This window comes from Promicromonospora sp. NPDC050249, from assembly GCF_040656015.1.
GTDB lineage: Bacteria > Actinomycetota > Actinomycetes > Actinomycetales > Cellulomonadaceae > Promicromonospora.
This window is the reverse complement of sequence record NZ_JBFAKY010000001.1, coordinates 275,618-300,755: the sequence shown is the minus strand read 5'-3', so window position 1 is coordinate 300,755 and position 25,138 is coordinate 275,618. Positions and strand designations below refer to the sequence as shown.

At 72.0% G+C, this 25,138-nt stretch carries 20 protein-coding genes; 16 read left to right on the top strand and 4 right to left on the bottom strand.

The annotated features are described in order from the left end of the window. Positions 1 to 11: 11 nt before the first annotated feature. Both AB0I32_RS01345 and AB0I32_RS01340 read right to left on the bottom strand, forming a co-directional pair. On the bottom strand, positions 12 to 1,418 hold the full coding sequence (locus AB0I32_RS01345; protein ID WP_357502063.1) for an aspartate aminotransferase family protein: 1,407 nt from the start codon (positions 1,416 to 1,418) through the stop codon (positions 12 to 14). A gap of 106 nt (positions 1,419 to 1,524) precedes the next feature. Further along, positions 1,525 to 3,831, bottom strand: coding sequence for a hypothetical protein (locus tag AB0I32_RS01340; RefSeq protein ID WP_357502061.1), 2,307 nt, complete (start codon positions 3,829 to 3,831; stop codon positions 1,525 to 1,527). A 136-nt stretch (positions 3,832 to 3,967) separates the two neighbouring features. Between AB0I32_RS01340 and AB0I32_RS01335 the strand changes: the two genes are divergently transcribed. The 3 genes from AB0I32_RS01335 (at position 3,968) to AB0I32_RS01325 (ending at position 7,502) form a co-directional block, all read left to right on the top strand. Beyond that, positions 3,968 to 5,290 carry a site-2 protease family protein gene (locus AB0I32_RS01335; protein ID WP_357502059.1) on the top strand — a complete coding sequence of 441 codons (1,323 nt, stop codon included), beginning with the start codon at positions 3,968 to 3,970 and terminating at the stop codon, positions 5,288 to 5,290. 72 nt (positions 5,291 to 5,362) lie between these two features. Then, the gene (gene ispG / locus AB0I32_RS01330) at positions 5,363 to 6,505 is read left to right on the top strand and encodes a flavodoxin-dependent (E)-4-hydroxy-3-methylbut-2-enyl-diphosphate synthase (RefSeq protein ID WP_357502165.1); all 1,143 of its coding nucleotides are present in this window, start codon (positions 5,363 to 5,365) and stop codon (positions 6,503 to 6,505) included. 37 nt (positions 6,506 to 6,542) lie between these two features. Continuing rightward, positions 6,543 to 7,502 carry a GNAT family N-acetyltransferase gene (locus AB0I32_RS01325; RefSeq protein WP_357502056.1) on the top strand — a complete coding sequence of 320 codons (960 nt, stop codon included), beginning with the start codon at positions 6,543 to 6,545 and terminating at the stop codon, positions 7,500 to 7,502. Positions 7,503 to 7,520: 18 nt separating this feature from the next. Here AB0I32_RS01325 and AB0I32_RS01320 read toward each other — a convergent pair whose 3' ends face one another. Continuing rightward, positions 7,521 to 8,459, bottom strand: a complete 939-nt coding sequence (locus tag AB0I32_RS01320; RefSeq protein WP_357502054.1) for a DNA-formamidopyrimidine glycosylase family protein — start codon at positions 8,457 to 8,459, stop codon at positions 7,521 to 7,523. A 629-nt stretch (positions 8,460 to 9,088) separates the two neighbouring features. Between AB0I32_RS01320 and AB0I32_RS01315 the strand changes: the two genes are divergently transcribed. Continuing rightward, positions 9,089 to 10,915 carry a proline--tRNA ligase gene (locus AB0I32_RS01315; RefSeq protein ID WP_357502052.1) on the top strand — a complete coding sequence of 609 codons (1,827 nt, stop codon included), beginning with the start codon at positions 9,089 to 9,091 and terminating at the stop codon, positions 10,913 to 10,915. Between the two features lie 123 nt (positions 10,916 to 11,038). Here the strand turns inward: AB0I32_RS01315 and AB0I32_RS01310 are convergent, their stop codons facing one another. Continuing rightward, complete coding sequence (locus tag AB0I32_RS01310; protein WP_357502050.1) at positions 11,039 to 12,091, bottom strand: DUF4439 domain-containing protein; 1,053 nt, start codon at positions 12,089 to 12,091, stop codon at positions 11,039 to 11,041. Between the two features lie 200 nt (positions 12,092 to 12,291). Here AB0I32_RS01310 and rimP point away from each other — a divergent pair, with 200 nt between their 5' ends. The 12 genes from rimP to rpsO all read left to right on the top strand — a co-directional run bounded on the left by rimP (position 12,292) and on the right by rpsO (position 25,123). After that, positions 12,292 to 12,882 carry a ribosome maturation factor RimP gene (gene rimP, locus AB0I32_RS01305; RefSeq protein ID WP_357502048.1) on the top strand — a complete coding sequence of 197 codons (591 nt, stop codon included), beginning with the start codon at positions 12,292 to 12,294 and terminating at the stop codon, positions 12,880 to 12,882. A gap of 1 nt (position 12,883) precedes the next feature. After that, positions 12,884 to 13,933, top strand: coding sequence for a transcription termination factor NusA (gene nusA, locus AB0I32_RS01300; protein ID WP_357502046.1), 1,050 nt, complete (start codon positions 12,884 to 12,886; stop codon positions 13,931 to 13,933). A gap of 6 nt (positions 13,934 to 13,939) precedes the next feature. After that, a complete protein-coding gene (locus tag AB0I32_RS01295) occupies positions 13,940 to 14,284 on the top strand; it encodes a YlxR family protein (protein ID WP_357502044.1) in 345 nt (114 codons plus the stop codon). A gap of 176 nt (positions 14,285 to 14,460) precedes the next feature. Beyond that, complete coding sequence (infB, locus tag AB0I32_RS01290) at positions 14,461 to 17,499, top strand: translation initiation factor IF-2 (protein ID WP_357502042.1); 3,039 nt, start codon at positions 14,461 to 14,463, stop codon at positions 17,497 to 17,499. 92 nt (positions 17,500 to 17,591) lie between these two features. Next, positions 17,592 to 18,032 (top strand): 30S ribosome-binding factor RbfA, encoded by a 441-nt coding sequence (rbfA, locus tag AB0I32_RS01285; protein ID WP_357502040.1) that lies wholly within the window; start codon positions 17,592 to 17,594, stop codon positions 18,030 to 18,032. A gap of 136 nt (positions 18,033 to 18,168) precedes the next feature. Further along, complete coding sequence (gene truB / locus AB0I32_RS01280; protein WP_357502038.1) at positions 18,169 to 19,245, top strand: tRNA pseudouridine(55) synthase TruB; 1,077 nt, start codon at positions 18,169 to 18,171, stop codon at positions 19,243 to 19,245. A 103-nt stretch (positions 19,246 to 19,348) separates the two neighbouring features. Then, on the top strand, positions 19,349 to 20,371 hold the full coding sequence (locus AB0I32_RS01275) for a bifunctional riboflavin kinase/FAD synthetase (RefSeq protein ID WP_357502036.1): 1,023 nt from the start codon (positions 19,349 to 19,351) through the stop codon (positions 20,369 to 20,371). 35 nt (positions 20,372 to 20,406) lie between these two features. Continuing rightward, positions 20,407 to 21,087 (top strand): ABC transporter ATP-binding protein, encoded by a 681-nt coding sequence (locus tag AB0I32_RS01270; RefSeq protein ID WP_357502034.1) that lies wholly within the window; start codon positions 20,407 to 20,409, stop codon positions 21,085 to 21,087. Beyond that, complete coding sequence (locus AB0I32_RS01265) at positions 21,084 to 22,628, top strand: DUF6297 family protein (protein WP_357502032.1); 1,545 nt, start codon at positions 21,084 to 21,086, stop codon at positions 22,626 to 22,628. Before AB0I32_RS01270 ends, AB0I32_RS01265 begins: the two co-directional genes overlap by 4 nt. 86 nt (positions 22,629 to 22,714) lie before the next feature. Then, positions 22,715 to 24,091 carry a peroxidase family protein gene (locus AB0I32_RS01260; protein ID WP_357502029.1) on the top strand — a complete coding sequence of 459 codons (1,377 nt, stop codon included), beginning with the start codon at positions 22,715 to 22,717 and terminating at the stop codon, positions 24,089 to 24,091. 26 nt (positions 24,092 to 24,117) lie between these two features. Then, the gene (locus AB0I32_RS01255) at positions 24,118 to 24,603 is read left to right on the top strand and encodes a hypothetical protein (protein WP_357502027.1); all 486 of its coding nucleotides are present in this window, start codon (positions 24,118 to 24,120) and stop codon (positions 24,601 to 24,603) included. A 250-nt stretch (positions 24,604 to 24,853) separates the two neighbouring features. Next, a complete protein-coding gene (gene rpsO, locus AB0I32_RS01250; protein ID WP_020016810.1) occupies positions 24,854 to 25,123 on the top strand; it encodes a 30S ribosomal protein S15 in 270 nt (89 codons plus the stop codon). The last annotated feature ends 15 nt before the right edge of the window (positions 25,124 to 25,138 follow it).

Below are 25,138 nucleotides of genomic sequence, written 5' to 3'. Positions count from 1 at the left end.
CGATCTTCAGGTCACAGCTTGGACCAGACCTCGCTCAGCACGCCCCGCAGGATCTCCTCGATCTCGTCGAACTCGGTCTGCCCGACGGTCAGCGGTGGTGCGAGCTGCACCACCAGGTCGCCGCGGTTGTCGGGGCGGCAGTACAGGCCGGCCTCGTACAGCGCCGGGCTGAGGAGCCCGAGCAGACGATCGGTCTCGGCACCGGAGAAGGCCTCCCGGGTCTCCTGGTCCTTGACGAGCTCGATCGCCTGGAAGTACCCGGCACCGCGCACGTCGCCCACGATCGGCAGGTCGTACAGCCGCTCCAGGGTCGCCCGGAACGCCGGCGCGTTCCGGGCGACCCGCCCGGTCAGGTCCTCCGCCTCGAAGAGGTCGAGGTTGGCCATGGCGACCGCCGCCGAGACCGGATGCCCGCCGAACGTGTACCCGTGGCCGAAGCTCGTCGACCCGGTGGCGAACGGCTCGAACACCCGGTCGGAGACCAGGCACGCGCCGATCGGGGAGTAACCGGACGACATGCCCTTGGCGCAGGTGATCATGTCGGGCACGTAGCCGAAGTCGTCGCACGCGAAGATCGACCCGATGCGGCCGAACGCGCAGATGACCTCGTCCGAGACCAGCAGGACGTCGTGCCGGTCGCAGATCTCGCGCACCCGCTCGAAGTAACCGGGCGGTGGCGGGATGCTGCCGCCCGCGTTCTGCACGGGTTCGAGGAAGACGGCGGCCACCGAGCCGGGCCCCTCCGTCAGGATCAGCGCCTCGATCTGGTCGGCAGCCCAGCGGCCGAACGCCTCGGGGTCGTCGCGCAGGCCGTCGTCGGCCCGGTAGATGTTGGTGCTGGGCACCTTGTGCGCGCCGGGCACCAGAGGCTCGAACGGCTCCTTGATACGGGGCACACCGGTCACGGACAGCGCGCCGTGGGTGGTGCCGTGGTAGGCGACGGCCCGGGAGATCACCTTGTACTTGCCCGGCTTGCCCTGCAGCTTCCAGTACTGCTTGGCCAGCTTGAACGCCGTCTCCACCGCCTCCGAGCCGCCCGTCGTGAAGAACACGCGGTTCAGGTCGCCCGGGGCGTGGTGGGCGAGACGCTCGGCCAGGTCGATGGCCGGCGGGTGCGCGTAGGACCACAGCGGGAAGTAGGCGAGCTCGCCCGCCTGCTTGGCCGCGGCCTCGGCGAGCGCCCGGCGGCCGTGCCCGGCCTGGACCACGAACAGTCCCGACAGGCCGTCGATGTACTTGCGGCCCTGCGCGTCCCACACGTGGTGGCCCTCGCCGCGGACCAGTGTGGGCACACCGGAGTCCCACGCGGACTGCCGCGTGAAGTGCCCCCAGAGGTGACGACGGGCGGCGTCGTCCCGGGCGGTCCCGCGCGGTGTGACGTTCGGTGCGCCCGAGGCGGGCGCGGGAACTCCGGTCATCGTTCTCCCCTGTCGTGGAGCGGTGGAGCGACCGACGGACCAGGCCGCGGCGCGTCAGACGCGCAGGTTACCCGAGTGCTCTGTCCGTCTGACGTGCCGGAGAGTGTCAGCGCCCCCGCGTCCAGTTGAAGACCGCGACCCCCGTCACGAGTGCGCCGATGGTGACAAGGGCGGTGGCGGTGACGGCCTGCAGCGGGCCGATCAGGTCGGCGTCCAGCGCGACCTGGACGGTGCCGATCAGGGCGTAGACACCGGCGAACACGGTGATGGCGGACAGCGTGCCGTCCATCAGCCGACGGCGCCCGCGCTCGCGCTTGGCCTCGGCGGCCCGCTCCCGGTCGCCGTGCAGGCGTTCGAGGGCCGCGAGCCGCGCGGCGATCGGCTCCTGGAGCAGCTCGCGGAGCCGCTCGGTGACCACAGCCGCCTGCTGCTCGAAGTGTGCCGCCTGCAGCAGCTGGTTCAGCATCCTGGACTCCAGGGCGGAGGCGAGGAACGTGGGCGAGGTGATCGTGGTCAGCGTGGCCCGGACCTCCGAGGCGAACTCGTGCAGGCGCAGCTGTTCGCGGGTGAGCCGTTCCTTGCGCTCGGCAAGGTCGGCGCCGTTGTTGACGTCGTGGTCCGCGAGCATCGTCGCGACGATCCGCAGGTGGCCGGCAAGGGTGGCGTTCCACGCGCTGAACAGCCCGTTCAGGCTCGCGACGAACTCGGCGAGCGAGCCGTACTGCGAGATCTTGAAGTGTGCGGTGCCGACCAGGGCGACGGTCGTCGAGTTGGTGGCCACCGCGACGACGTCGCCCAGGTGCCGCACGCCCTCCAGCAGCACGGGGTTGCGCTGCCGCAGGGTCCAGTCGCACAGCGTGGCGGTGCCGTAGGAGACCGGCTGGAGCAGCACCTGCGAGCCGAACGCGGCGAGCAGCTCGTCGCCCATGGCGACCGGCGTGCGTTCCGCGCGGGGCGCGGCGGGTCCCAGCCCGCGGCTCGCCTCGTAGACGGTGGTGACCACGTGCGCACGCCCCTGGGCGATCTCGGTGCCCTCCCGGACCAGGTCGGTGGTGGCGCGCTGGAGCAGGTCGGCGAGGTCGAACAGGCGCTCGGGGGGTGGGCTGCCCGCATGGTCGACGTCGACGGGCGCGCCGTCCGGCGAGATCCAGCGCACCCGGATGTCCGCGTGCAGGTTGGACAGCCGGAACCGGGCGTCCCGGACCTGCTGCGGCGACTGCTCGCGCGCCGAGTAGCGGAACCGGACGTAGTGGTTGCCGAACTCGGTGAACCGCACGTCGCAGGACAGCTCGGCGATGAACGAGCCGTCGGGCTGCTCCAGGCGCACGTTCGGCATCGACAGCGACACCCCGCCGTACGGGCGGGCGGCCCGGTCGACGCTCGCCCAGACGTCGTCCATCTTGAGGCTGCCGCGCACCGCGAAGGCCTGGACACCCAGCAGGCGAGGCCGTTCATCGCGGTCGGCGAGCTCTCGGATCGCCGCCACGGCGGCGGTGGGGCTGACGTCCCGCAGGCCGAACGGGTAGATGTAGACGGTCCGCAGCCGGTCGAGCGTGAGCCAGGGGGAGTCGAGGTTGCGGTGCAGCTCCGTCAGGTGCATCCGGTAGGCGCGCAGCTCGCTGGCCAGTATGTAGTTGAGGTGCCGGTCGGTCTCGGCGGCCCGCAGCCCCTCGAGCGCGGGGGCGAGCCTTGCCGGCTCGCCGGACATCGCGTCGTCGGCCGCCCCGGCGGCCTCCGACAGCGCGCGGAAGTACCGGATGCGGGTCACCGCCTGCGGCACGAGCGCACGCCGGAACGGCGACCTCGGGTCCGGGATGGCGCGGGCGGCCCGGAGCAGGTCGCCGCACCGGTCGCCGGCCTGCGCGGCGGCGTCGGCCAGCCGGGCCAGGCTGCCCGCGCTGCGGGCGGCCGAGGTGTGCATCTGGGTGATGAGGGTGCGCAGCAGGACGGCGACCGCGTCGCCCTCCGCCCGGCAGACGTCGTCCGGTGCGCTGCCGCGGCACGCTGCCCAGGTCTCGACGAAGGCGCGCAGCGGGACGATGATCCGTCCGTGCCGGAAGGTGTACTGCAGGGCGTCGCTCGCCTGCGACCACAGGTAGACGCCGAGCAGGGCGGCGGCACGCGGCTGCGCGACGACCGCGGTCAGCGCGGCGGCGGTCTGGGGGCCGCGCGGGTCGCCGGGCAGCGGATGGCGGCGGTTCGGCGCCTCGCCGTCGTCGCCCATGTTCCAGCGGGAGGCCGCCCAGATCGCGCTGACGTCGACGCCGATGTCGCGGAGCTGCCTGGCGACACGGGAGTCGCCGTCCGCGGCGTGCCAGGCCTCCGTCTGGAACATCGACGTGAGGCTCTCCGTGAGGGAACCAGGACCGTGCGTGTGCAGCTCCCGGAACTCAGGGATGGACGAAACCGACATGCCGCCAGGTTAATGATCGGTAACCGATGTATCAACGAATTGCCATGAGATCAGTGGGACGTGCTGTCGGGTGGTCGTCGCGGGGGAGCCGTGCACCGCCTTTCGACGGCGTCAGCAGGTGCCGTAGTCTCGGTCCGTGAGCATCGTTCCGCACGTGGTTGGCTGGCTCGTCCTGCTGCTGGGCATCATCGTCTCCGTCGGTCTGCACGAGCTGGGGCACATGGTCCCGGCCAAGAAGTTCGGCGTCCGCGTGAGCCAGTACTTCGTGGGCTTCGGGCCTACCGTCTGGTCGCGGACCAAGGGCGAGACGGAGTACGGCATCAAGGCGATCCCGCTCGGCGGGTTCGTGCGGCTCGTCGGCATGATGCCGCCGGCACCGGCCGGCACGCGCCGCGGCACCGGGTTCTGGAACGAGCTTGTCGCCGATGCCCGCGACGCGTCCGTCGCGGAGGTGCGTCCCGGCGAGGAGCACCGCGCGTTCTACAACCTCTCGACGCCCAAGAAGCTGATCGTGATGTTCGGCGGGCCGTTCGTGAACCTCGTGATCGCGACGGTCCTGATCGGGATCATCCTGGTCGGCTACGGCACGATGGTCACCTCGACGACCGTCGCCCAGCTCTCGGAGTGCGTGCCGGCGTCGGTCACCTCTGACGCGTCCGGCGACGAGTGCGAGGGGCGGCCCGCCGCACCGGCCGCCGCGGCCGGCCTGGAGCCCGGCGACGAGATCGTCGCGTTCGGCGGTGCCGAGGTGCACAGCTGGCAGCAGCTGGTGGGCCTCATCAACGACTCCGCCGGGCAGACGTCCCAGGTCGCGGTCCTGCGCGACGGCGAGCGGGTCACGCTCGAGGTGACCCCGGCGAGGACCGACCGCCCGGTGGTGGACGAGCAGGGCACCGCCGTCATCGGGGCCGACGGCGAGCCCGTCGTCCGGCCCGGCGGTTTCGTGGGCTTCTCGCCGCTCCAGGTGCGCGAGCCGCAGCCGCTCTCCAGCGTCCTGCCCGCGGTGGGCCAGCAGACCTGGCAGACGCTCACCATGGTCGCCACCCTCCCGGTCCGCGTGGCCGACGCCGCGACCCAGGCCTTCACGGCCGAGGAGCGTGCGCAGGACTCCGTCCAGTCGGTGGTCGGCGTCGCGCGGATCAGCGGCGAGATCTGGGCACTGGACGAGGCGATCCTGGATCGCGTCATGTTCTTCCTGAGCCTGCTCGCGAGCCTCAACATCGCGCTGTTCGCCTTCAACATGATCCCGCTCCTGCCGCTCGACGGCGGGCACCTGCTCAACGCCCTCTACGAGGGCGGCAAGCGGACCCTCGCCAGGGTGCGCGGGGCGGCGGTCCTGCCCGGCCCGGCGGACGTCGCGCGGATGACGCCGGTGGCGTATGTGGTCTTCCTCATCCTGCTCGGCGTGGGCGGCGTCCTCATCGTGGCGGACCTGGTGGATCCGGTGCGGATCACGTGATGCCAGACACGATGTACGTTTCGCACCTTCTGAAGCAGGGATACTGATCTCGTGAGCGCAATCAGCCTCGGCATGCCGGCAGCACCCCCGCCGGTACTCGCCCCCCGCCGCAAGACTCGAAAGATCAAGGTCGGCAAGGTGGAGGTAGGTGGTGACGCACCCGTGAGCGTGCAGTCCATGACCACCACGCCCACCACCGACATCAACGCGACCCTCCAGCAGATCGCGGAGCTCACGACGGCAGGCTGCGACATCGTGCGCGTCGCCGTCCCGACCTCCGACGACGCCGAGGTGCTGCCGATCATCGCGAAGAAGTCCCAGATCCCCGTGATCGCGGACATCCACTTCCAGCCGAAGTACGTCTTCCAGGCGATCGACGCCGGCTGCGCGGCCGTCCGGGTCAACCCGGGCAACATCCGCAAGTTCGACGACCAGGTCAAGCAGATCGCCGAAGCCGCCAAGGCCGCCGACGTCTCGATCCGCATCGGCGTCAACGCGGGCTCGCTCGACAAGCGCATCCTGGCCAAGTACGGCAAGGCCACACCCGAGGCTCTTGTGGAGTCCGCAGTGTGGGAGGCGAGCCTCTTCGAGGAGCACGACTTCCACGACTTCAAGATCTCGGTCAAGCACAACGACCCGGTGATCATGGTCCGCGCCTACGAGCTGCTCTCCGAGCGCGGCGACTGGCCCCTGCACCTCGGCGTCACCGAGGCGGGCCCGGCGTTCCAGGGCACCATCAAGTCGGCCACGGCCTTCGGCGCGCTGCTCAGCAAGGGCATCGGCGACACGATCCGCGTCTCCCTCTCGGCCCCGCCGGTCGAGGAGGTCAAGGTAGGCAACCAGATCCTGCAGTCGCTCAACCTGCGTCCCCGCAAGCTCGAGATCGTGTCGTGCCCGTCCTGCGGTCGCGCCCAGGTGGACGTCTACACGCTCGCCGAGAAGGTCACCGCCGGGCTCGAGGGCATGACCGTCCCGCTGCGCGTCGCCGTCATGGGCTGCGTGGTGAACGGGCCGGGCGAGGCACGCGAGGCCGACCTCGGTGTGGCGTCCGGTAACGGCAAGGGCCAGATCTTCGTCAAGGGTGAGGTCGTCAAGACCGTCCCGGAGTCGATGATCGTCGAGACGCTCATCGAAGAAGCGATGCGGATCGCGGATGCGATGCCTACGCCGGAGAATGATGTGCAGGCCGGCCCGCCTGTCGTCTCGGTCGGCTGAGAACTTGATCTAGACGGAGCAGGGAACGGAGCAGAGCATGGCTCGCTGGCGCACCCCGGTACCCGCCGGAGCGCGCCCCGACGGGCCTGCTCAACCGGGTGAACAGGACATTCTGCCGCAGCGTGACCGGCCGGACGTCGCCCGACCGCTGACCCGCGCGGACCTGGCGCAGGCCCTGCGGGTCTGCGCGGTCGACCCGGTCTCGTCGGTTCTCGCCACCGCCCGTCTGGAGATCGCGGCGCGCGCCGGATTCGGCGCCGCGTCGGGTCAGGCCTGGGGTTTTCCCGCCGTCGGAAAGCTCGAGGCGGTGTGCTGGGCCGGCGCCAACCTGGTGCCGGTGATCCCGCTCGCCGATCCGGCCCGACGGGCCCAGGCGGTCGCCGCCTTCGCCGAGCTGGCGCGCGTGCACGGGCGCCGGTCGTCGTCGATCGTGGGGGAGCAGTGGGCGGCGCTGGGGCTCTGGGAGCACCTGTCACCCCACTGGCCCCCGGCCCGCGACGTGCGCGCGGACCAGCCGTCCATGGCCATCGGGACGGCGCCCTCGCTCGCGCCGGAGCCCACCGTCCGCCGCTCGGTGCCCGCCGAGCTGGGCCTCGTGCTGCCCGCGTGCGTGCGGATGTTCACCGAGGAGGTCGGCTACTCGCCGGTCGCCTCCGGCGGGTCTGCCTACGCCGAGCGGGTGCGGGCCCTCATCTCGGAGGGGCGCTCGTTCGTCCGTGTGGTGCCCGACGCCGGTGGGCGGCCCGCCGTCGGCTTCAAGGCGGAGCTCGGTGCGGTCGCCGGGGGAGTCGCCCAGGTCCAGGGCGTCTGGGTGGAGCCGGCGTTCCGCGGTCGTGGCTGGTCCGAGTCGGGGATGGCGGCGGTGGTCGCCGCGACGCGCGCGTCCATCGCGCCGGTGGTGTCGCTCTACGTGAACGCCTACAACGAACGGGCGGTCGCGGCCTACCGCCGGGTGGGCTTCGAGCAGGTGGGCACGTTCGCGACCGTGCTGTTCTGACCCGACGTCCCTGCGGGGTCAGCGGAGGAGCTTGGACATCCGGCGGTCCGCGAGCGGCTTGCCGCCCGTCTGGCAGGTCGGGCAGTACTGCATGCTCCGGTCGGCGAACGACACCTCGTGCACCGTGTCGCCGCACGGAGTCCCGTCCCAGCCCGGGCAGGGCAGCCCGGTGCGGCCGTGCACCCGCATCCCGGCACGTTTGGCGTCCTTGAGCTCCTTGGCCGGTTTGCCCGACGCCGCCGCGATCGCCTCCGCGAGCACCTCACCGATCGCGGTGTGCAGCCGGGCGGTCTCCTCCGGCGTGAACGACCGCGTCAGCTTGTAAGGGCTGAACCGGCTCGCGTGCAGGATCTCGTCGCTGTAGGCGTTGCCGATGCCCGCGATGGCACGCTGGTCCCGGAGCAGACCCTTGACCTGCTGGTTCTTCGCCGTGAGCAGGGCGGCCAGCACGTCGGTGGTGAACTCCGGGGAGAGGGGTTCCACGCCGAGGGACGCGATCATCTCGATCTCGGCGGGGTCGCGGACCACGTGGACCGCAAGACGCTTGCGGGTCCCGGCCTCGGTGAGGTCGAACCCGGAACCGTCGTCGAGCCGCACACGCAGCGCGAGGACCGCGCCACGGCCGGAACCGCCGAGCGACGGCCGGACCGGCTTGGTCGACAACGCGTCCGCCCAGCGCACCCACCCGCCCCGCGAGAGGTGGAAGACCAGGTGGAGCGGGGCGGCGTCGGGCGCTGTGCTGCGGGCGGTGCTGCCTGCGGCGGGCGAGACCACGACGTCAAGCCACTTGCCGTGCCGCACGACGGCCGCCACCTCGCCCCCGGCGAGCGCGTCGACCGGCGGGTCGTACGTCTTGAGCGCGGCGATCGAGCCGACCTCCACCCCGGCGACCGTGCGCCCGGACGCCCGGGCGCGCAGGAAGTCGGCGAGCGCGGCGACCTCGGGCAGCTCCGGCATGGCCTCATCCTCCGACGCATCCCGACCCGCGGCAAGCCTGCCGAGCAGCTCGACGGTGCCGAGCCGCAACCTGCTCGTATGGCCGGCCCGCCGAACGGTGCCGAACCGCAACGTCCGTGCCCATTCGAGCGCCGAACCGCAAGCTGTCGGGCCAGCGGCACGCCTGTGCCGCCGAACCGCAAGTACCACGTGCACCCGGCTGCCGAACCGCAAGTACCACGTGCGCCCGGCTGCCGAACCGCAGGTTCCCCGTGGATCAGGTCGCCGAGCCGAAAGTTGTTGGTCTATTCGCACCTGGATGGACCCACATGTTGCGGTTCGCCGACCTGATCCACGGGGAACCTGCGGTTCGGCGGTTGGGACCGGCCGGGTGGACGTGGAACCTGCGGTTCGGCGGTTGGGGCCGACGGGGTGGACGTGGAACTTGCGGTTCGGCGGTTGGGGGCGGCCGGGCGGACGTGGAACTTGCGGTTCGGCGTAGGCGGCAGCCCGGGGTGGACCCGAAGGTTGCGGTTCGGCGACGCCAGGGCAGCCGGTCCGACTGACAACTTGCGGTTCGGCGGAGCAGCCCGGAGCTGGTACCGAATTTCCGGCGAGCCGCAGCGGCCCGCGCGGATAGGCTGTGCCCCATGTCTTCCGCACGCCTCATCCAGGGCGACGTGCTCCGCATGTCGTCCCTCTTCGTCCGTACCCTGCGCGAGGACCCGGCCGAGGCCGAGGTCGCCAGCCACAAGCTCCTCGTGCGGGCCGGGTACATCCGCCGCGCCGCCCCGGGCATCTACTCGTGGCTGCCGCTCGGCCTGCGGGTGCTGGCCAAGATCGAGGCGATAGTCCGCGAGGAGATGGTCGCCATCGGCGGCCAGGAGGTGCACTTCCCGGCGCTGCTGCCGCGCGAGCCCTACGAGGCCACCGGCCGCTGGGAGGAGTACGGCGCAGGCCTGTTCCGCCTCAAGGACCGCAAGGGCGGTGACTACCTCCTCGCGCCCACGCACGAGGAGATGTTCGCGCTCCTGGTCAAGGACCTGTACTCGTCGTACAAGGACCTGCCGGTCACGCTGTTCCAGATCCAGACCAAGTACCGCGACGAGGCGCGCCCCCGCGCCGGTCTGATGCGTGGGCGCGAGTTCATCATGAAGGACTCCTACTCCTTCGACGTCAAGGACGAGGGCCTCGAGGTCAGCTACCAGAAGCACCGCGAGGCGTACGAGAAGATCTTCCAGCGCCTCGGCCTGGAGTACGTGATCGTCTCCGCGATGTCGGGTGCCATGGGCGGATCCCGCTCCGAGGAGTTCCTCTCGCCCTCGCCGATCGGCGAGGACACCTATGTGCGCTCGCCCGGCGGCTACGCCGCCAACGTGGAGGCAGTGGTCACGCCCGTCCCCGAGGCGATCCCCTACGACGACGCGCCCGCCGCGCACGTCGAGGACACCCCCGACACCCCCACCATCGCGACCCTGGTCGCGCTGGCGAACGAGAAGTTCCCGCGCCCCGACCGGCCCTGGACCGCCGCGGACACCCTGAAGAACGTGGTGCTCGCCCTCGTCCAGCCCGACGGGACCCGCGAGCTCGTCGTGATCGGTCTGCCCGGCGACCGCGAGGTGGACCTCAAGCGCATCGAGGCCGCGCTGACCCCGGCCGAGCCCGAGGCAGCCACCGAGGAGGACTTCAAGAAGTTCCCCGCGCTGGTCAAGGGCTACATCGGCCCGCAGGCGCTCGGCCCCCAGGGCGAGCAGATCGAGGGCGCCGACGGCGAGAAGGTCCCCGCCATCCGCTACCTCCTCGACCCCCGCGTCGTGCCCGGCACCCGGTGGATCACCGGCGCCAACGAGCCCGGCAAGCATGTGTTCGATCTCGTCGCGGGCCGTGACTTCACGGCCGACGGCACCGTGGAGGCCGCCGAGGTGCGCGCCGGTGACCCCGCCCCCGACGGCTCCGGCCCGCTGGAGCTCGCCCGCGGCATCGAGATGGGCCACATCTTCCAGCTCGGCCGCAAGTACGCGGAGGCGCTGGGTCTGGTCGTGCTCGACGAGAACGGCAAGCAGGCAGTCGTCACGATGGGCTCCTACGGCGTCGGCGTCACGCGCGCGCTCGCCGCGCTCGCCGAGGCGAACCACGACGAGAAGGGCCTGGCCTGGCCCGCGCACGTCGCCCCGGTGCACGTGCACCTGGTCGCGGCGGGCAAGGGCGCCGAGATCTTCGAGGCCGCCGAGTCGATCGCTACCGACCTCGCCGCCCGCGGCGTCGAGGTCCTTTACGACGACCGTGCCGGCAAGACGTCACCCGGCGTGAAGTTCAAGGACGCGGAGCTGCTCGGCGCCCCGCTGGTCGTCGTCGTGGGCAAGGGTCTGGCCGACGGCCTGGTCGAGGTCAGGCCGCGCGTCGGCGAGGCGGAGCAGCTCCCGGTGGCTGACGTCGCGGAAGCGGTAGCGGAGAAGGTCGCGGCCCTCCTCGGCTGAGCGGCCTCGCTGGTCGGGCGTGTCGAGACCGGTCTCGACAAGCCCGACCAACGGATCGCCCGACCAGCGGATCGCTCGACCAACGGACCGACAGGCTCGACCAGCTGGAGTCGACCTGGAAGCTCAGGCGCGTTCCGGGAGACCCGGGAAGGGGATCGCCGGGGCGCCCCACTGGGCGGCCACCAGCGTGGTGTCCGTCATGAGGGCGACCAGGATGGCGCGGGTGCCCGGTTCGGCCACGCCGACCAGCGTCGCGTAGTTCTGCGTGAGGTCGTCCTCGAGGTCGCGGGCCAGGTCCGGCGTCGCCGTCTCCGGTCCGGGTACCGCGTACGCGACCCGGCGCGGGTCCTGGTCGGTCCCGTCCACGCCGGCCAGGAGGGCCCACGCCTGGGCCCGTGCGCGGTGCACGCGGGATCTGTCGTAGGCCCGGGTGCGGATGTCGCCGTCGGCCTGCGCCGCACGCACCTCGAGAGCGTAGGCGGCGGTGTCCTCGGCCAGGACCAGGGTGGCGAGCTCCTCCGCCGACAGGCCGGTCGGGACGGCGGCAGGCCCTTCCGTGGCCGACGCCGGAGCCGTCGAGGTCTCCTCGCTCGGCTCGGCGTCGTCCTCGAGGGGTTCCGGGATCTGGGTCGAGGGGAGCGCGGGGCCGCGCGCGCCGGTCAGCCGGGCGAGGTCCCGGGCGTACCGCGCCTGGGCGGCGGAGACCGAGCCGAGCAGACGGCCGAGAGGGCCCGACTGTGCCTGGTCGGCTGCGGCACGGGTGCGGGTCGCGGCATCGCCGAGCGAGGTGACGACCGCGCGGGGCGTCTGCTCCGGGGTGGTCGCAGAGGGCGAGGCGCCCGATCGTTCGGTCACGATGTCGCCCAGGCCGGAGTCGTACTCGCCGCCGAGCTGCTCTGCCTGGAGGGCCGTGGCCTCGGCGATGGCCGTCAGCTGGGCGGCCACGTCGGGCCCGACCCCCTCGGACGCCGCCGCGGCGCCGGCCTGGTCGGCCACGAGCAGCGCGTCGGCCACGGCGGTGCGCCGTACCACCTCCACCGCATCCGGGACCGGCTCGGTGGGTGGCGGCGACTCGAGCCGCACGCCGCAACCTGAGAGAATGATCGCGCAGGTCAGGGCCAGCGCGGTCAGGGCTGACCGGCGTCGGGTGCGGGCCCTCGGGCCGTTGGGGTTCATCGTGGCCGATGATGTCATGTTCCAGAAGCCGATTCGTGCCCTGACCGATTGCGGTCGGGTCACGGACGTCACGTTCTACGCGAAGTGCCGAGGCCCGGCGCTTCGTTACGCTTGACGCAGACAACAACAGCACATCGGTCGAACCGTTCCGGCTCGAACCGTGCCCCCGCGCACGTGGGGGAGCCGACGGGAGGCAGTCGATGACACAGCAGGCGGATGCGGTCCGCAAGGTGGTAGGACCGGTGGTCGAGGCCGCGGGGCTGTACCTCGAAGAGGTGACCGTCACCCGGGCGGGGAACACGTCGGTGGTGCGGATCACGATCGACCTGCCGGACGACGCCCTGGGCAGCCTCGACTCCGACAGGCTCGGCGACGCCTCGCGAGCCATGTCGGCGGCACTGGACGAGGACGACGTCGTCGCAGGGGCCTACACGCTCGAGATCTCGACGCCGGGCACGTCCCGGCCGCTGACCGAGCTGCGGCACTACAAGCGCGCCCGGACCCGGCTGGTCACGCTGAAGATGATGGACGGCGAGCGCGTCGAGGGTCGGCTCACCGACGTGCTCGACGACGGCGACGGCGCCGTCCTGGTGCTCGACGGCGAGAGCCGGATCCCGCTGGGCGACGTCCGCCGGGGCAAGGTGGAGGTCGAGCTCAAGAAGCTCGACGCCCAGGATGCCGAGGTATCGGAACTGGGCGAGAGTGCAGGTGAAGACACCGACGACGACTCGGACGGTGCTGGTTCTGACAACGCGACCGAGGGTCACCCCGGCCGCAACGAGGAAGGCTGACATGGACATCGACATGACGACCCTGCGGATGCTGGAGCGCGAGAGGGACCTCAGCCTGGACATCCTCGTCGCGGCCATCGAGCAGGCGCTCCTCTCGGCCTACCACCGGACTCCTGACGCCTACAACCGCGCCCGCGTCGAGGTGGACCGCGCGTCGGGCCACGTGACCGTGTGGGCCCGCGAGGAGCTCCCCGCGCCCGAGGACCCGGAGGACCCCGAGGCTCGCCCCGTCGTCGAGTACGGGCCCGAGTTCGACGACACGCCGCAGGACTTCGGCCGTATCGCCACCGCCACGGCCCGCCAGGTGATCGTGCAGCGGCTGCGGGACGCCGAGGACGACCAGGTGCTCGGCACCTTCCGCGGCAAGGAGGGCGAGGTCCTGGCCGGCGTCATCCAGCAGGGCCGCGACCCGCGCATGGTCCTGGTGGACGTGGGCGGCACCGAGGCGATCCTCCCGCCGCACGAGCAGGTACCCACAGAGGAGTACGTGCACGGTGAGCGGCTGCGCGCCTACGTGGTCGAGGTGAGCCGCGGAATGAAGGGCCCGCAGATCACGTTGAGCCGTACGCACCCGAACCTCGTGCGGAAGCTCTTCGAGCTCGAGGTCCCCGAGATCGCCGACGGTTCGGTGGAGATCACCGCCATCGCCCGCGAGGCGGGGCACCGCACCAAGATGGCGGTCCGCACCCGGGTGGCCGGGCTCAACGCCAAGGGCGCCTGCATCGGCCCGATGGGCGCACGGGTCCGCGCGGTGATGGCAGAGCTGCACGGTGAGAAGATCGACATCGTCGACCACAGCGACGACCCGGCGTCCTTCGTGAAGAGCGCACTGTCGCCCGCACGTGTGTCGTCCGTCACAGTGGTGGACGCCGATGCCCGCGCCGCACGCGCCATCGTCCCCGACTACCAGCTGTCCCTCGCAATCGGTAAAGAGGGGCAGAACGCCCGGCTCGCCGCGAAGCTGACGGGCTGGCGCATCGACATCCGCTCCGACGAGGCGGCCGACGCCGACGCAGGTGGCGCGGCTTCCGACACACAGAGCGGCCGGTAACGCCCGGTGGGTCGGCGCGGTAGACTGTCTGAGTCTGGGCCACGTGCCCGTCCTTCGACATACCCCGCTCCGCCCGTCAAGGGTCCGGTGCGCACGTGTGTCGGATGCCGGGAGCGCGACCAGCGGTCTGCACTCCTGCGTCTGGTGCTGGACCCGGTGCACGATGACGCGGTGGCTGGTCCACCACGCATCGTCATCGACGTCCGTGCCTGCCTGCCGGGTCGCGGTGCCTGGGTTCACCCGGAACCGCGGTGCCTGGAGCTCGCTGAGCGTCGCAGGGCCGTACCGCGCGCACTGCGCGTCGACGGGCCCCTCGACCTCGGTGAGGTACGAGCACACATCGACCAGTGAGTGCATCAACCGCAGGACTGTTCCGACCGGACGCACCGTGCGTCGGGCCGAATTATGCGATTCGTCGACAAGGAAGCGGGTCAGACGCCGATGGGCACCCGATGAGCCCCCAGCGATGAGTACTCAGTACTAACGGTGGTCCTCCCTGTCTTGGGATGGACCGAGACAGGAGAGTTGTGGCTAAGGTCCGCGTCTACGAGCTCGCAAAAGAGCTCGGAGTGGAAAGCAAGACCCTGCTTGGCGAGCTGAAGTCGGCAGGCGAATACGTTCGCTCGGCGTCCTCGACGCTCGAGCCGCCCGTCGTGCGGCGCATGCGCGACAAGTTCCCCGCCGGTGGCGCGGCGGGCCCGTCCGACAAGGACGCGGCGAAGCCCGCGCAGGGCGCACCCAAGCCGGCCGCGAAGCCCGCGGCCCAGAAGCCTGCCGCGTCGACCCCGACGCCGGCTCCGGCGCCCGCACCGAGCAGGGCAGAGGCCGCGCCCACCCCGGCGCCCGCCCCCGCCCCCAGCCCGGCTCCGGCTCCGAGCAGCCCCGCGCCGGCGGCACCCGCCCCGGCTCCGGCAGCCGAGAGCCAGGCGGCGCCTGCGGCGTCCGCCACGTCAGCAGCAGGCCCCAAGCCTGGTGCGCCCAAGCCCGCCGCGGCCCCCAAGCCCGGTGCGCCGAAGCCTGCCGCCGCTGCGCCCTCCGGCGCGCGTCCGGCACGGGACGGCAACCGTGGTGGCCGTCCCGGTGGCGACCGTCCTGGTGGCGGCAACCCGCGTCCGGGCAACAACCCGTTCGCGCCCAGCCAGGGCATGCCCCGTCCCGGTGGCGGCCGTGGTCGCCCGGGTGCCGGTAGCAGCGACCGTCCGGGTGGCAGCGACCGTCCCGGTGGCAACGAGCGTCCCGCAGCCGGCGGTAACCCGCGTCCGGGCAACAACCCGTTCGCACCCAGCCAGGGCATGCCGCGTCCGGGGCAGCGCCCCGAGCGCACCGAGGCTCCCAGCGGCGAGCGCTCCGGCGGTCCCCGTCCGGGTGGCCCCCGTCCTTCGGCACCCCGTCCCGGTGGTACCGGTGGCGGCGGTCCGCGCCCGAACCCCGGCATGATGCCGGGCAAGACCAACATGCCGCGCCCGGGTGACCGCCCGGCTCCGGGTGGCGGTCGTGGCCGCCCCGGTGGCGGTGCCGGCCGTCCTGGTGCCGGTGGCGGCGCCGCGGGCGCAGGCGCTCCGGGTCGTCCCGGTGGTGGCGGCGGTGGCGGCTTCGGCGGCCCGCGTCGTGGTGCCGGTGGTCGCGGTGCGACACAGGGTGCCTTCGGGCGCGCCGGTGGCAAGCCGGTCCGCGGACGCAAGTCGCGTCGGGCGAAGCGCCAGGAGTTCGAGGCGATGCAGGCCCCGTCGCTCGGCGGCGTGCAGGTCCCTCGCGGCAACGGCACCACCGTCGTCCGGCTGCGCCACGGCGCCTCGCTGAACGACTTCGCCGACAAGATCGACGCGAACCCCGCTGCGCTCGTGACCGTGCTGTTCCACCTGGGCGAGATGGCCACGGCCACGCAGTCGCTCGACGAGGACACGTTCGGCACGCTGGCCACGGAGCTCGGCTACCAGATCGAGATGGTCTCGGCCGAGGAGGAGGACCGCGAGCTGCTCGGGGCCTTCGACATCGACCTGCAGGCCGAGGAGGACGACGAGTCCGACGAGGACCTGGAGATCCGTCCGCCGGTCGTGACCGTCATGGGTCACGTCGACCACGGTAAGACCAAGCTCCTCGACGCGATCCGTAACGCGGACGTCGTGGCGGGCGAGCACGGCGGGATCACGCAGCACATCGGTGCGTACCAGATCACGCACGAGCACGACGGCACCGAGCGTGCCATCACGTTCATCGACACCCCGGGTCACGAGGCGTTCACCGCCATGCGTGCACGTGGTGCGCAGGTCACCGACATCGCGATCCTCGTGGTCGCGGCCGACGACGGCGTGATGCCGCAGACGGTCGAGGCCCTGAACCACGCGCAGGCAGCAGGCGTGCCGATCGTGGTCGCGGTGAACAAGATCGACGTCGAGGGTGCCAACCCGTCGAAGGTCCGTCAGCAGCTCACCGAGTACAACCTGGTGGCCGAGGAGTACGGCGGCGACACGATGTTCGTCGACGTCGCGGCGAAGCCGGGCATCGGTATCGACAGCCTGATCGACGCCGTCCTGCTCACCGCGGACGCGTCGCTCGACCTGCGCGCGAACCCGACCAAGGACGCACGCGGTGTGGCCATCGAGGCGAACCTCGACAAGGGTCGCGGTCCGGTGGCGACGGTGCTGGTCCAGGCCGGCACGCTGCACGTCGGTGACGCGATCGTCGCGGGTACGGCCTACGGCCGCGTCCGTGCGATGTTCGACGAGCACGGCAACGCGGTCGAGGCGGCAACCCCGGCTCGCCCGGTCCAGGTGCTGGGTCTGACCAGCGTCCCGGGCGCCGGCGACACGTTCCTCGTGGCGCCCGACGACCGGACCGCTCGCCAGATCGCCGAGAAGCGTCAGGCGGCGGAGCGTGCAGCGACGCTGGCCAAGCGCCGCAAGCGGATCAGCCTCGAGGACTTCGACGTCGAGCTCAAGAAGGGCAAGGTCGAGAGCCTCAACCTCATCCTCAAGGGCGACGTGTCCGGTGCCGTCGAGGCACTGGAGGACGCGCTGCTCAAGATCGATGTGGGCGAAGAGGTCGAGCTGCGTGTCATCCACCGTGGTGTGGGTGCAATCACGCAGAACGACGTCAACCTCGCGACCGTCGACAGCGCCGTGATCATCGGCTTCAACGTGAAGTACGGCGAGCGCGTCGAGGAGCTGGCGGAGCGCGAAGGCGTCGACGTCAAGTTCTACTCGGTCATCTACCAGGCGATCGAGGACGTCGAGGCAGCCCTCAAGGGCATGCTCAAGCCGGAGTACGAGGAGGTCCAGCTCGGGACCGCGGAGATCCGCCAGGTCTTCCGTTCCTCGAAGTTCGGCAACATCGCCGGTTCGATGGTTCGTTCGGGCAGCATCCGCCGCAACTCGAAGGCGCGTGTGCTGCGCAACGGCACGGTCGTGGGCGACAACCTCACCATCGAGTCGCTGCGTCGCGAGAAGGACGACGTCACCGAGGTCCGCGAGGGCTTCGAGTGCGGTATCGGTCTCGGGTCGTTCAACGACGTCAACGAGGGCGACACCATCGAGACCTTCGAGATGCGCGAGAAGCCGCGCGTCTGACGCTGATGGTTCATTGAGTGCGGGGTATCCGCCCGGCCGGCTCGTCCGGACCGGGCGGATACCCCGCACTCACGCCGAAAGGATCAATGCTCATGGTCGACTCCCCGAGATCTCGCAAGCTCGCCGACCGCATCAAGGTGATCGTCGCGCAGATGATCGATACGCGGATCAAGGATCCGCGGCTCGGTTTCATGACGGTCACGGACGTCCGGGTCACCGGTGACCTGCAGAACGCCTCGGTGTTCTACACGGTCTACGGCTCGGACGAGGAACGGGAGGGTACGGCCGCGGCGCTGAAGAGCGCCACCGGTCTGATCCGCTCGGAGGTGGGCAAGCAGACGGGTATCCGCCTGACGCCTACCCTCGAGTTCCACCTGGACTCCGTCCCGGACACCGCCGCCAACCTCGACGCCGCTCTGATCGAGGCTCGCAAGCGCGACGCCGAGCTCGAGGCGCTGCGTGCCGGTGCCCGGTACGCGGGCGACGAGGACCCCTACAAGAAGCCGCGCGAGGCGGACGAAGAGTCCGAGTGACCTCCGTCCCGTCCCTGACGGGCTGCGCCGACGCCACCTGACGTCCGGCCGGAACCAGTGCGTTCCGGCCGGCGCGGGTGGCTTCGTCGTCTCCCGGCGCCGCGCGTCACTCCTGAACCACTGGATACTGATACCCATGATTTCCCCCACCCCGCAGGCGCCCGTGCGCCGTCCGACGGCTGCCGACGGCTTCGTCGTCGTCGACAAGCCGCAGGGCTGGACCAGCCACGACGTCGTCGGGCGCATGCGGCGCCTCGCCGGGACGCGCAAGGTCGGCCACGCAGGCACGCTCGACCCGATGGCGACCGGCGTGCTCGTGCTGGGCATCGGCAAGGCGACCCGCCTGCTCACCTATGTGGTCGGTGCGGACAAGGACTACGACGCGACGATCCGGCTGGGCGTCGCGACGACCACGGACGACGCAGAGGGCCAGGTGCTGTCCGTGGCCGATCCGGGCGCCGTCGAGCGGGTGGACCGGGCCGCGCTGGACCGGGTCATCGCCGATCTCACGGGCGACATCCAGCAGGTCCCGACGTCGGTGTCCGCGATCAAGGTGGACGGCAAGCGCGCCTATGCGCTGGTCCGGGCGGGGGAGTCGGTCGAGCTGCGGGCACGACCGGTCACCGTGGCCCGCTTCGACGTCCTGTCCGTCCGCCCGGTCACGGCGACGGTGCCCGACGTCGACCCGGTGGAGGTCTACGTGGACGGTCCTGCCGACCGGGACCTCGGCGCGGCGCCGGGTGTGGCGCCCACCGCTGCCGAACCGGGGAACGGCCCGACCCGCGACGTACCGGCCGTCGACATCGACGTCCGCGTCACCGTCTCCTCGGGGACCTACGTGCGTGCCCTGGCGCGCGACCTGGGTGCGGCCCTCGGCACCGGTGGGCACCTGACGGCGCTCCGCCGCACCCGCGTGGGCGGCTACGACCTCGCCGGCGCCCGCACGCTGGAACAGCTCGAGACGCAGGCCGACGCCGACGGAACGCTGGCCACCCTGCCCATGGCAGAGGCCGCCCAGGCCACGTTCCCGGTGCGCGAGCTGGACGAGGACGAGGTCAGGGCGCTCGGCTACGGGCAGTGGGTCGCGCCGTCGGACCGTAGCGAGGTCGTGGCGGCGCTGTCGCCGTCGGGCGAGCTCGTGGCGCTGCTCGAGGACACGCGACGGCGGGGCGAGAACCTCGCCAAGCCCGTGCTGGTGCTCGCCGCCCACTGAGCACGGGCACTCCCGGCTCCGGCTAGGCTTTCAACGATCGGTGCGGGCAGTCGCGTGTGCGGCAGCCGCACCCGCGCCACCCGATTCATGAGGAGCAACCCGCGTGCAGCTGTGGACGGACCTGGAACAGGTTCCCCCGGGATTCGGGCCATCTGTGGTGACGATCGGCAACTTCGACGGCGTCCACCGCGGCCACCAGGCGGTGCTCGACCGCATCCTCCGGCTCGCCCGGAGCGACGGGGCCAGCGCCGTCGCGGTGACGTTCGAGCCGCATCCCTCGGCCGTGCACCGCCCGGAGTCAGCCCCCGAGCTGATCACCGGGCTCGAGGACCGGCTCGCACTCATGGAGCGCACCGGCCTCGACGCGACGCTGCTCGTCAACTACACCCTCGACTTCGCCGCCCAGACGCCTGAGGAGTTCGTCTCGCGCTACCTCGTGGAGGGCCTGGGCGCCCGCACGGTGGTGGTGGGCCACGACGTGCGTTTCGGCAAGCAGAACGCCGGCACGCTCGCGACGATGGTCGAGCTCGGCGGCCAGCACGGCTTCGAGGTGGTCGCCATCGACGACGTCGGCGACTTCCTGCCGCCGGAGGGCGACGGGCACCAGCGCTGGTCGTCGACGGCGGTGCGTGCGCTGCTCGCGGAGGGCGACGTCGACCAGGCCGCCGACGTCCTCGGCCGTCCGCACCTCGTGCGCGGGACCGTGGTGCACGGCGACGCGCGCGGCCGCGAGATGGGCTTCCCGACCGCCAACCTCGGCGACATCACCGGCCTGGTCCCCGCCGACGGCGTCTACGCCGGGTGGCTGCGCCGCGGCACGGCCGCGACCTGCGCGAGCCTCGCCGGACCGGAGGGTGACCGCGCCGCCGTGTCCGGCACGGGGATGGGGCAGGAGGAGATCCTCCCGGCAGCGATCTCCGTCGGCACCAACCCCACGTTCGACGGTGTGGAGCGTCGCGTGGAGGCGTACGTGCTCGACCGCACCGACCTCGACCTGTACGACCAGACGGTGGTGCTCGAGTTCGTGGCCCACCTGCGGCCCACGCTGCGCTTCGACGGCATGGAGCCGCTCATCACCCAGATGAACGACGACGTGGCGCGCGCCCGCAAGATCCTGCGCGCGTAGGGAGATCTTGCGGACCTTCGTACGTTGAGGTGGGCATGACGCTCCTCGAACTGTCCGACCTGGTCGTCGGGTACGGCGGCAACGCCGTCTGCCCGCCGGTCACGCTCACGCTAGAACCGGGCGACGTCGTCGCCGTGATCGGGACCAACGGAACCGGCAAGTCCACCCTGCTGCGCACGGTGCTCGGCCTGCAGGAGCCGCTCTCTGGCACGGTCAGCGCGTTCGGGCGGGTGGTGGACGAGCGCGAGCGAGGGTTCCGCACCCGGGTCGCGGGCGTGCTGGACGACGACGCGTTCTTCCCCGGCGTGACCGTCCGAGAGCACCTGGTGCTCACCGCGCGCGGCCACGGCGTGCCCGACGCCGGTGCGGTCACCGACCAGGTGCTCGACCACGTGGGCATCAGCGGGCACGGCGGCGCAATGCCGCACACGCTGTCGTCCGGGCAGCGCCGGCGGTTCCTGCTCGCGAGCGCCCTGGTCCGGCCGCGGGACCTGCTCGTGCTCGACGAGCCGGAGCAGCGCCTCGACACCGCCATGCGCGCCCGGCTCGGCGACCTGCTGCGTGCCGAGGCCGACGCCGGCACGGCGGTCCTGTTCGCGACGCACGACGACCGCCTGCTCGCCGCGACCGGCGCGAGCGCCCTGTACCTGTCCGACGACGGCGCCGTGCTGCTGCCGTCCGCCGACGCGCCGGGCGTGCTGGCGGGCTTCCGGTGACCCGCGAGGAGTCGGGCGCCGGCGTCCCGTCCCCGCTGCCCCGGCTGGTCGGGGACGAGGAGGAGCAGCTCACCGGTGCCGAGCTGCGCCGTCTGACCGCGCGTGTGCGGGCGCACAACCTGCCTGCCGAGGCCGGCCGGGTGGCGATGGACGTCGCCGAGGTGGTGATCTCCCTCGCGATCGTCACGCTGTACGTGTGGGGGTTCGGTGCGCCCGTGCGGGAGCTGCTCGGGTCGGACGCGACCCGCTTCGGGCTCGGCCAGGGCCTGATCCAGGCGATGGTGCTCGCGCTGGCGGCCGTAGCGGGTGCGGTGGTGGCGCTGCGCGTCGGTCCGGCGGGGCTGCCCGCCGCCGGGGTGCGCTGGTGGGTACCGACCCCTGCCGACCGCGCGGGCCTCGCCTCGCCGTCAGTGGTCCGCACGGTGCTCGCCGGGATCGGCGCCGGCCTGGTCGCGGGCGGCGTACCGGCCGCCTTCGTGGGTGTGGGCCTCACCGGGATCCTCGCCGACGCCGCGTTCGGCGGCGCGCTCGGGCTCGTCGTGGTGGCCGGAACGGGTGCGCTCCAGGTGACCGGAGCGGCGTCGGGCGACCGTGCGGGGAGGGTGCTCGTCCTGTTGCTCGCCGCCGTGCCGGTGGCCGGGCTCGGCCTGGCGCTCTGGGCCCCCGGGTGGGCGGCCTGGTCCGTACCGTTGCCCGTGCTCGCGGCAGTGGTCGTCGTGGGCGGTGCGGCGCTCGCGGTCTGGGCCACTCGACTGGACCGGCTCCGGGCCGGCGAGCTGCGCGCCCGCGCGTCGGCCGCGATGCAGGCCTCGGCAGCCCTGCTCTCGCTCGACAGCGGCGGCATGAGCCGCGCGCTCCTCAGCGGCGGCCCGACGGCGTCGCGCGTGCTGCCCTGGCTGCCCGGTACGGCACGCGGCCCGGCCGGCGCGCTGCTCGCCGCCGACGCCACCCTTCTGGCCCGCTCGCCCGCCGCGCTGGCCGGGCTGGTCGCGCTCGCCGCCACCGGAGCCGTCGCCGTCCAGGTGCCCGTGCTGGCGGACGGGATAGGGCTCTGGGCGGTCCTCGCGTGCGTCGGGTACGCGGGGGCGCTCGCGGGCGCCGTCGGGCCGCGGGCGGCGGGGGAGAACCCCCGGCTGGACTCGCTGGTACCGCTGGGTGCCCGCGCCACCCGGGCCGTGCGCACCGCGTGGCCGGTGCTGACGGCGGCGGTGGTGCTGCTGGCGGTCGCCGCGACGGTCGGGGGCGGGCAGTGGCTGGCGATGGCGGTGCCTGCGGCCGTGGTGCTCGGGGCCGCCGCCGTACGGACCGCCTACCGCGGGCCGGTGCCGTGGGACGTGCCGATGATCGCGACGCCCGCTGGCGGTGTGCCGACCGGGCTGGTGCTGCACCAGTTCAAGGGACTGGACCTGGCGGTGCTGGGCACGCTCCCGCTCGCGTGGGTGGCCGTCTCCGGGGTCGTGGCGCCGTCGGTGGTCGCCGTGCAGGTGCTGTTCGCGGCCGGCGCGGTGCTGTGGGCGGCGCACGTCAAGCGGACCGCCTGATTCGGTTCTGGCCGAATACGTCACTGACCGGGCTGTGGTGCTCTCTGACTTGGTGAAGGCCTTCACCCCTAGAGAAGGAGAGACCCATGGCCCAGACCACTGAGGCGCCGCCTCAGGGCGAACCGAACCACGCCCCCCACGAGGCGGTCGACCTGGCGCAGACGCCGGCCGGCCGCACGGTGCGGCGGATCGGGCACGGTGGCGTGTTCGTGCCCGCCGACCCCGACGACACGGCCGAGCCGCACGAGAGCACGGCGACCCTCATGCCACGCACGGAAGCGGCCGTGCGGCGCGACCTGCGCGAGGACCGCTTCGACGCGACGACGTCGTTCGACTACCTGCTGAGCGGCCTGGCCGGGAGCTACCCGGAGGGGCACCTGCCCGTGGGTGGTGGTCGCCTGAACGAGACCCGGGACGCCCTGCTGCGGCTGGGCGCCGCCATGATCGAGCCCGCCGCCGCACCCGGGCCGCTCGACGCGACGGTCCCCGCCGTCTACACGTACTGGGGCCAGTTCATCGACCACGACATCACCCTGAACACGAACGGGCCTGACGACGGCTCCGGCCCGGGCGGCGACAAGGCGCTCGGCGACGTCGTCAGCGACCCGTTCCGCGTGTTCCGGCCGAAGACCGTCGTGCGCAGCCTCCACAACGGGCGTGTCCCGCTGCTCGACCTCGACAGCCTGTACGGCTCCGGCCCGCGGTTCGAGGGTGAGAAGGACCGCGGCACCACCCGCAGCGAGGCGGCGTACGTGCCGAACTCGGCCAAGCTGCGGCTCGGCAGGGTCTCCACCGAACCGCTCGGGCCGTTCTCGCTCGTGGCGCCCGGCGACGACCCGCAGCGCGACCTGCCGCGCAGCACCGAGCCGGGCAGCGAGCGCATGCCGCTGATCCCGGACAGCCGCAACGACGAGAACCTGGTCGTCGCGCAGTTCCACGTCGCGATGATCCGGTTCCACAACGCCACCGTCGACTGGGTGGCGCGGCACGAGCCGTGGTCGGCGACGACGCAGCGCGAGCTGTTCGACCGGGCGCAGCAGCTCGTCCGGTACCACTACCAGTGGCTGGTCGTGCACGACTATCTGCGCACGCTCACCAAGCCCGGTGTGCTGGACGCGGTGCTCGCGACGGACCGAGGCTGTTCCGGCCCGCGCGCCGCGTGTCGATGCCGCTGGAGTTCGCGGTGGCGGCGTTCCGGTTCGGACACTCGATGGTGCGCGGCACCTACGACTACAACGTCAACTTCACGCGGAACGGTCCCGGCGGGACGGCGACGCTGGACCAGCTCTTCCAGTTCACGGGCAACGGGGGTCTGTCGCCGAGCCCCGAGAACCCGCTGCCCGCGCTGCCGTCGAACTGGCCCATCGAGTGGGCGCGGTTCACCGACAAGGGTGACGCGGCCGCGTTCCGCAAGGCCCGCAAGATCGACCCGTTCCTGGCGGACGGCCTGGGTGACCTGCTGAACGAGGGCAACGCCGCCGCCGGCCCGGTGCGGGCGCTGCTGAAGCACCTCGCGCAGCGCAACCTGCTGCGCGGGTACATGCTGGCGATCCCGACGGGCGAGGCGGTGGCCAAGGAGCTCCGGGTCCGGCCGCTGACGCCGGAGCAGCTCCGGCAGAACGCGTCGCCCGAGCTGGTGGCCGCGCTCGACGACCTGGACGGCACGCCCCTGTGGTACTACGTCCTCAAGGAGGCCGAGGTCCAGGGCAACGGCAACTTCCTGGGTGAGGTCGGCAGCCGCGTCCTCGTGGAGACGTTCCTGTACCTGCTGCGGCTGGACGACGAGTCGTTCATGCGACGGCCCGGCCGCGACTGGACGCCGGCGAACGGCGTCCGGTTCGACGACCGGCGTCTCATCACGACGCTCCCGGACCTGCTGGCGTTCGCGGGCGTGCTCCCGATCGGGCAGGACCAGGCGGGCCTGCCGGTCTTCCGCAAGGTCAAGGGCAGGTACGCGGGCCACGACGGCGCGTGAGCCGGCGTGGTCGGTAGTTCGTCAGGTGATCGGCAGTCCGGACTGCCGATCACCTGACAAACTACCGACCGCGTTGCCGGTCTCCTGACCAGGCGCGACCAGAGACGAGCGTCATACGCGGCACCGCGTCCGCCGTCGGGCAGAGAGGCCTGGCACTGGTAATGTGGTACTGCCGTCTGAACGGCCGCGGATCGAGAGCGCCCCGGTGAACTAGTCCCGGAGCACCGCGCAACGACACTGAAGGAGAGCCATGCCGCTCGACACTGCCACGAAGCAGCAGATCATTTCCGAGTACGGAACCAAGCCGGGCGACTCGGGCTCGCCGGAGGTGCAGATCGCGCTCCTCACGCAGCGCATCAAGGACCTCACCGAGCACCTCAAGGAGCACAAGCACGACCACCACAGCCGTCGTGGTCTGCTGCTCCTCGTGGGCCAGCGCCGTCGTCTCCAGGGTTACCTCAAGGGGATCGACATCGAGCGCTACCGCGCCCTGGTCGACAAGCTCGGCCTGCGCCGCTGATATGACGCCCACCAG

Coding starts and splice junctions, on each gene's coding strand:
- AB0I32_RS01345 (WP_357502063.1), bottom strand. CDS start 1,418: ATGACCGGAGTTCCCGCGCCCGCCTCGGGCGCACCGAACGTCACACCG.
- AB0I32_RS01340 (WP_357502061.1), bottom strand. CDS start 3,831: ATGTCGGTTTCGTCCATCCCTGAGTTCCGGGAGCTGCACACGCACGGT.
- ispG (WP_357502165.1), top strand. CDS start 5,363: ATGCCGGCAGCACCCCCGCCGGTACTCGCCCCCCGCCGCAAGACTCGA.
- AB0I32_RS01325 (WP_357502056.1), top strand. CDS start 6,543: ATGGCTCGCTGGCGCACCCCGGTACCCGCCGGAGCGCGCCCCGACGGG.
- AB0I32_RS01320 (WP_357502054.1), bottom strand. CDS start 8,459: ATGCCGGAGCTGCCCGAGGTCGCCGCGCTCGCCGACTTCCTGCGCGCC.
- AB0I32_RS01315 (WP_357502052.1), top strand. CDS start 9,089: ATGTCTTCCGCACGCCTCATCCAGGGCGACGTGCTCCGCATGTCGTCC.
- AB0I32_RS01310 (WP_357502050.1), bottom strand. CDS start 12,091: ATGAACCCCAACGGCCCGAGGGCCCGCACCCGACGCCGGTCAGCCCTG.
- rimP (WP_357502048.1), top strand. CDS start 12,292: ATGACACAGCAGGCGGATGCGGTCCGCAAGGTGGTAGGACCGGTGGTC.
- nusA (WP_357502046.1), top strand. CDS start 12,884: ATGGACATCGACATGACGACCCTGCGGATGCTGGAGCGCGAGAGGGAC.
- rbfA (WP_357502040.1), top strand. CDS start 17,592: ATGGTCGACTCCCCGAGATCTCGCAAGCTCGCCGACCGCATCAAGGTG.
- truB (WP_357502038.1), top strand. CDS start 18,169: ATGATTTCCCCCACCCCGCAGGCGCCCGTGCGCCGTCCGACGGCTGCC.
- AB0I32_RS01270 (WP_357502034.1), top strand. CDS start 20,407: ATGACGCTCCTCGAACTGTCCGACCTGGTCGTCGGGTACGGCGGCAAC.
- AB0I32_RS01260 (WP_357502029.1), top strand. CDS start 22,715: ATGGCCCAGACCACTGAGGCGCCGCCTCAGGGCGAACCGAACCACGCC.
- rpsO (WP_020016810.1), top strand. CDS start 24,854: ATGCCGCTCGACACTGCCACGAAGCAGCAGATCATTTCCGAGTACGGA.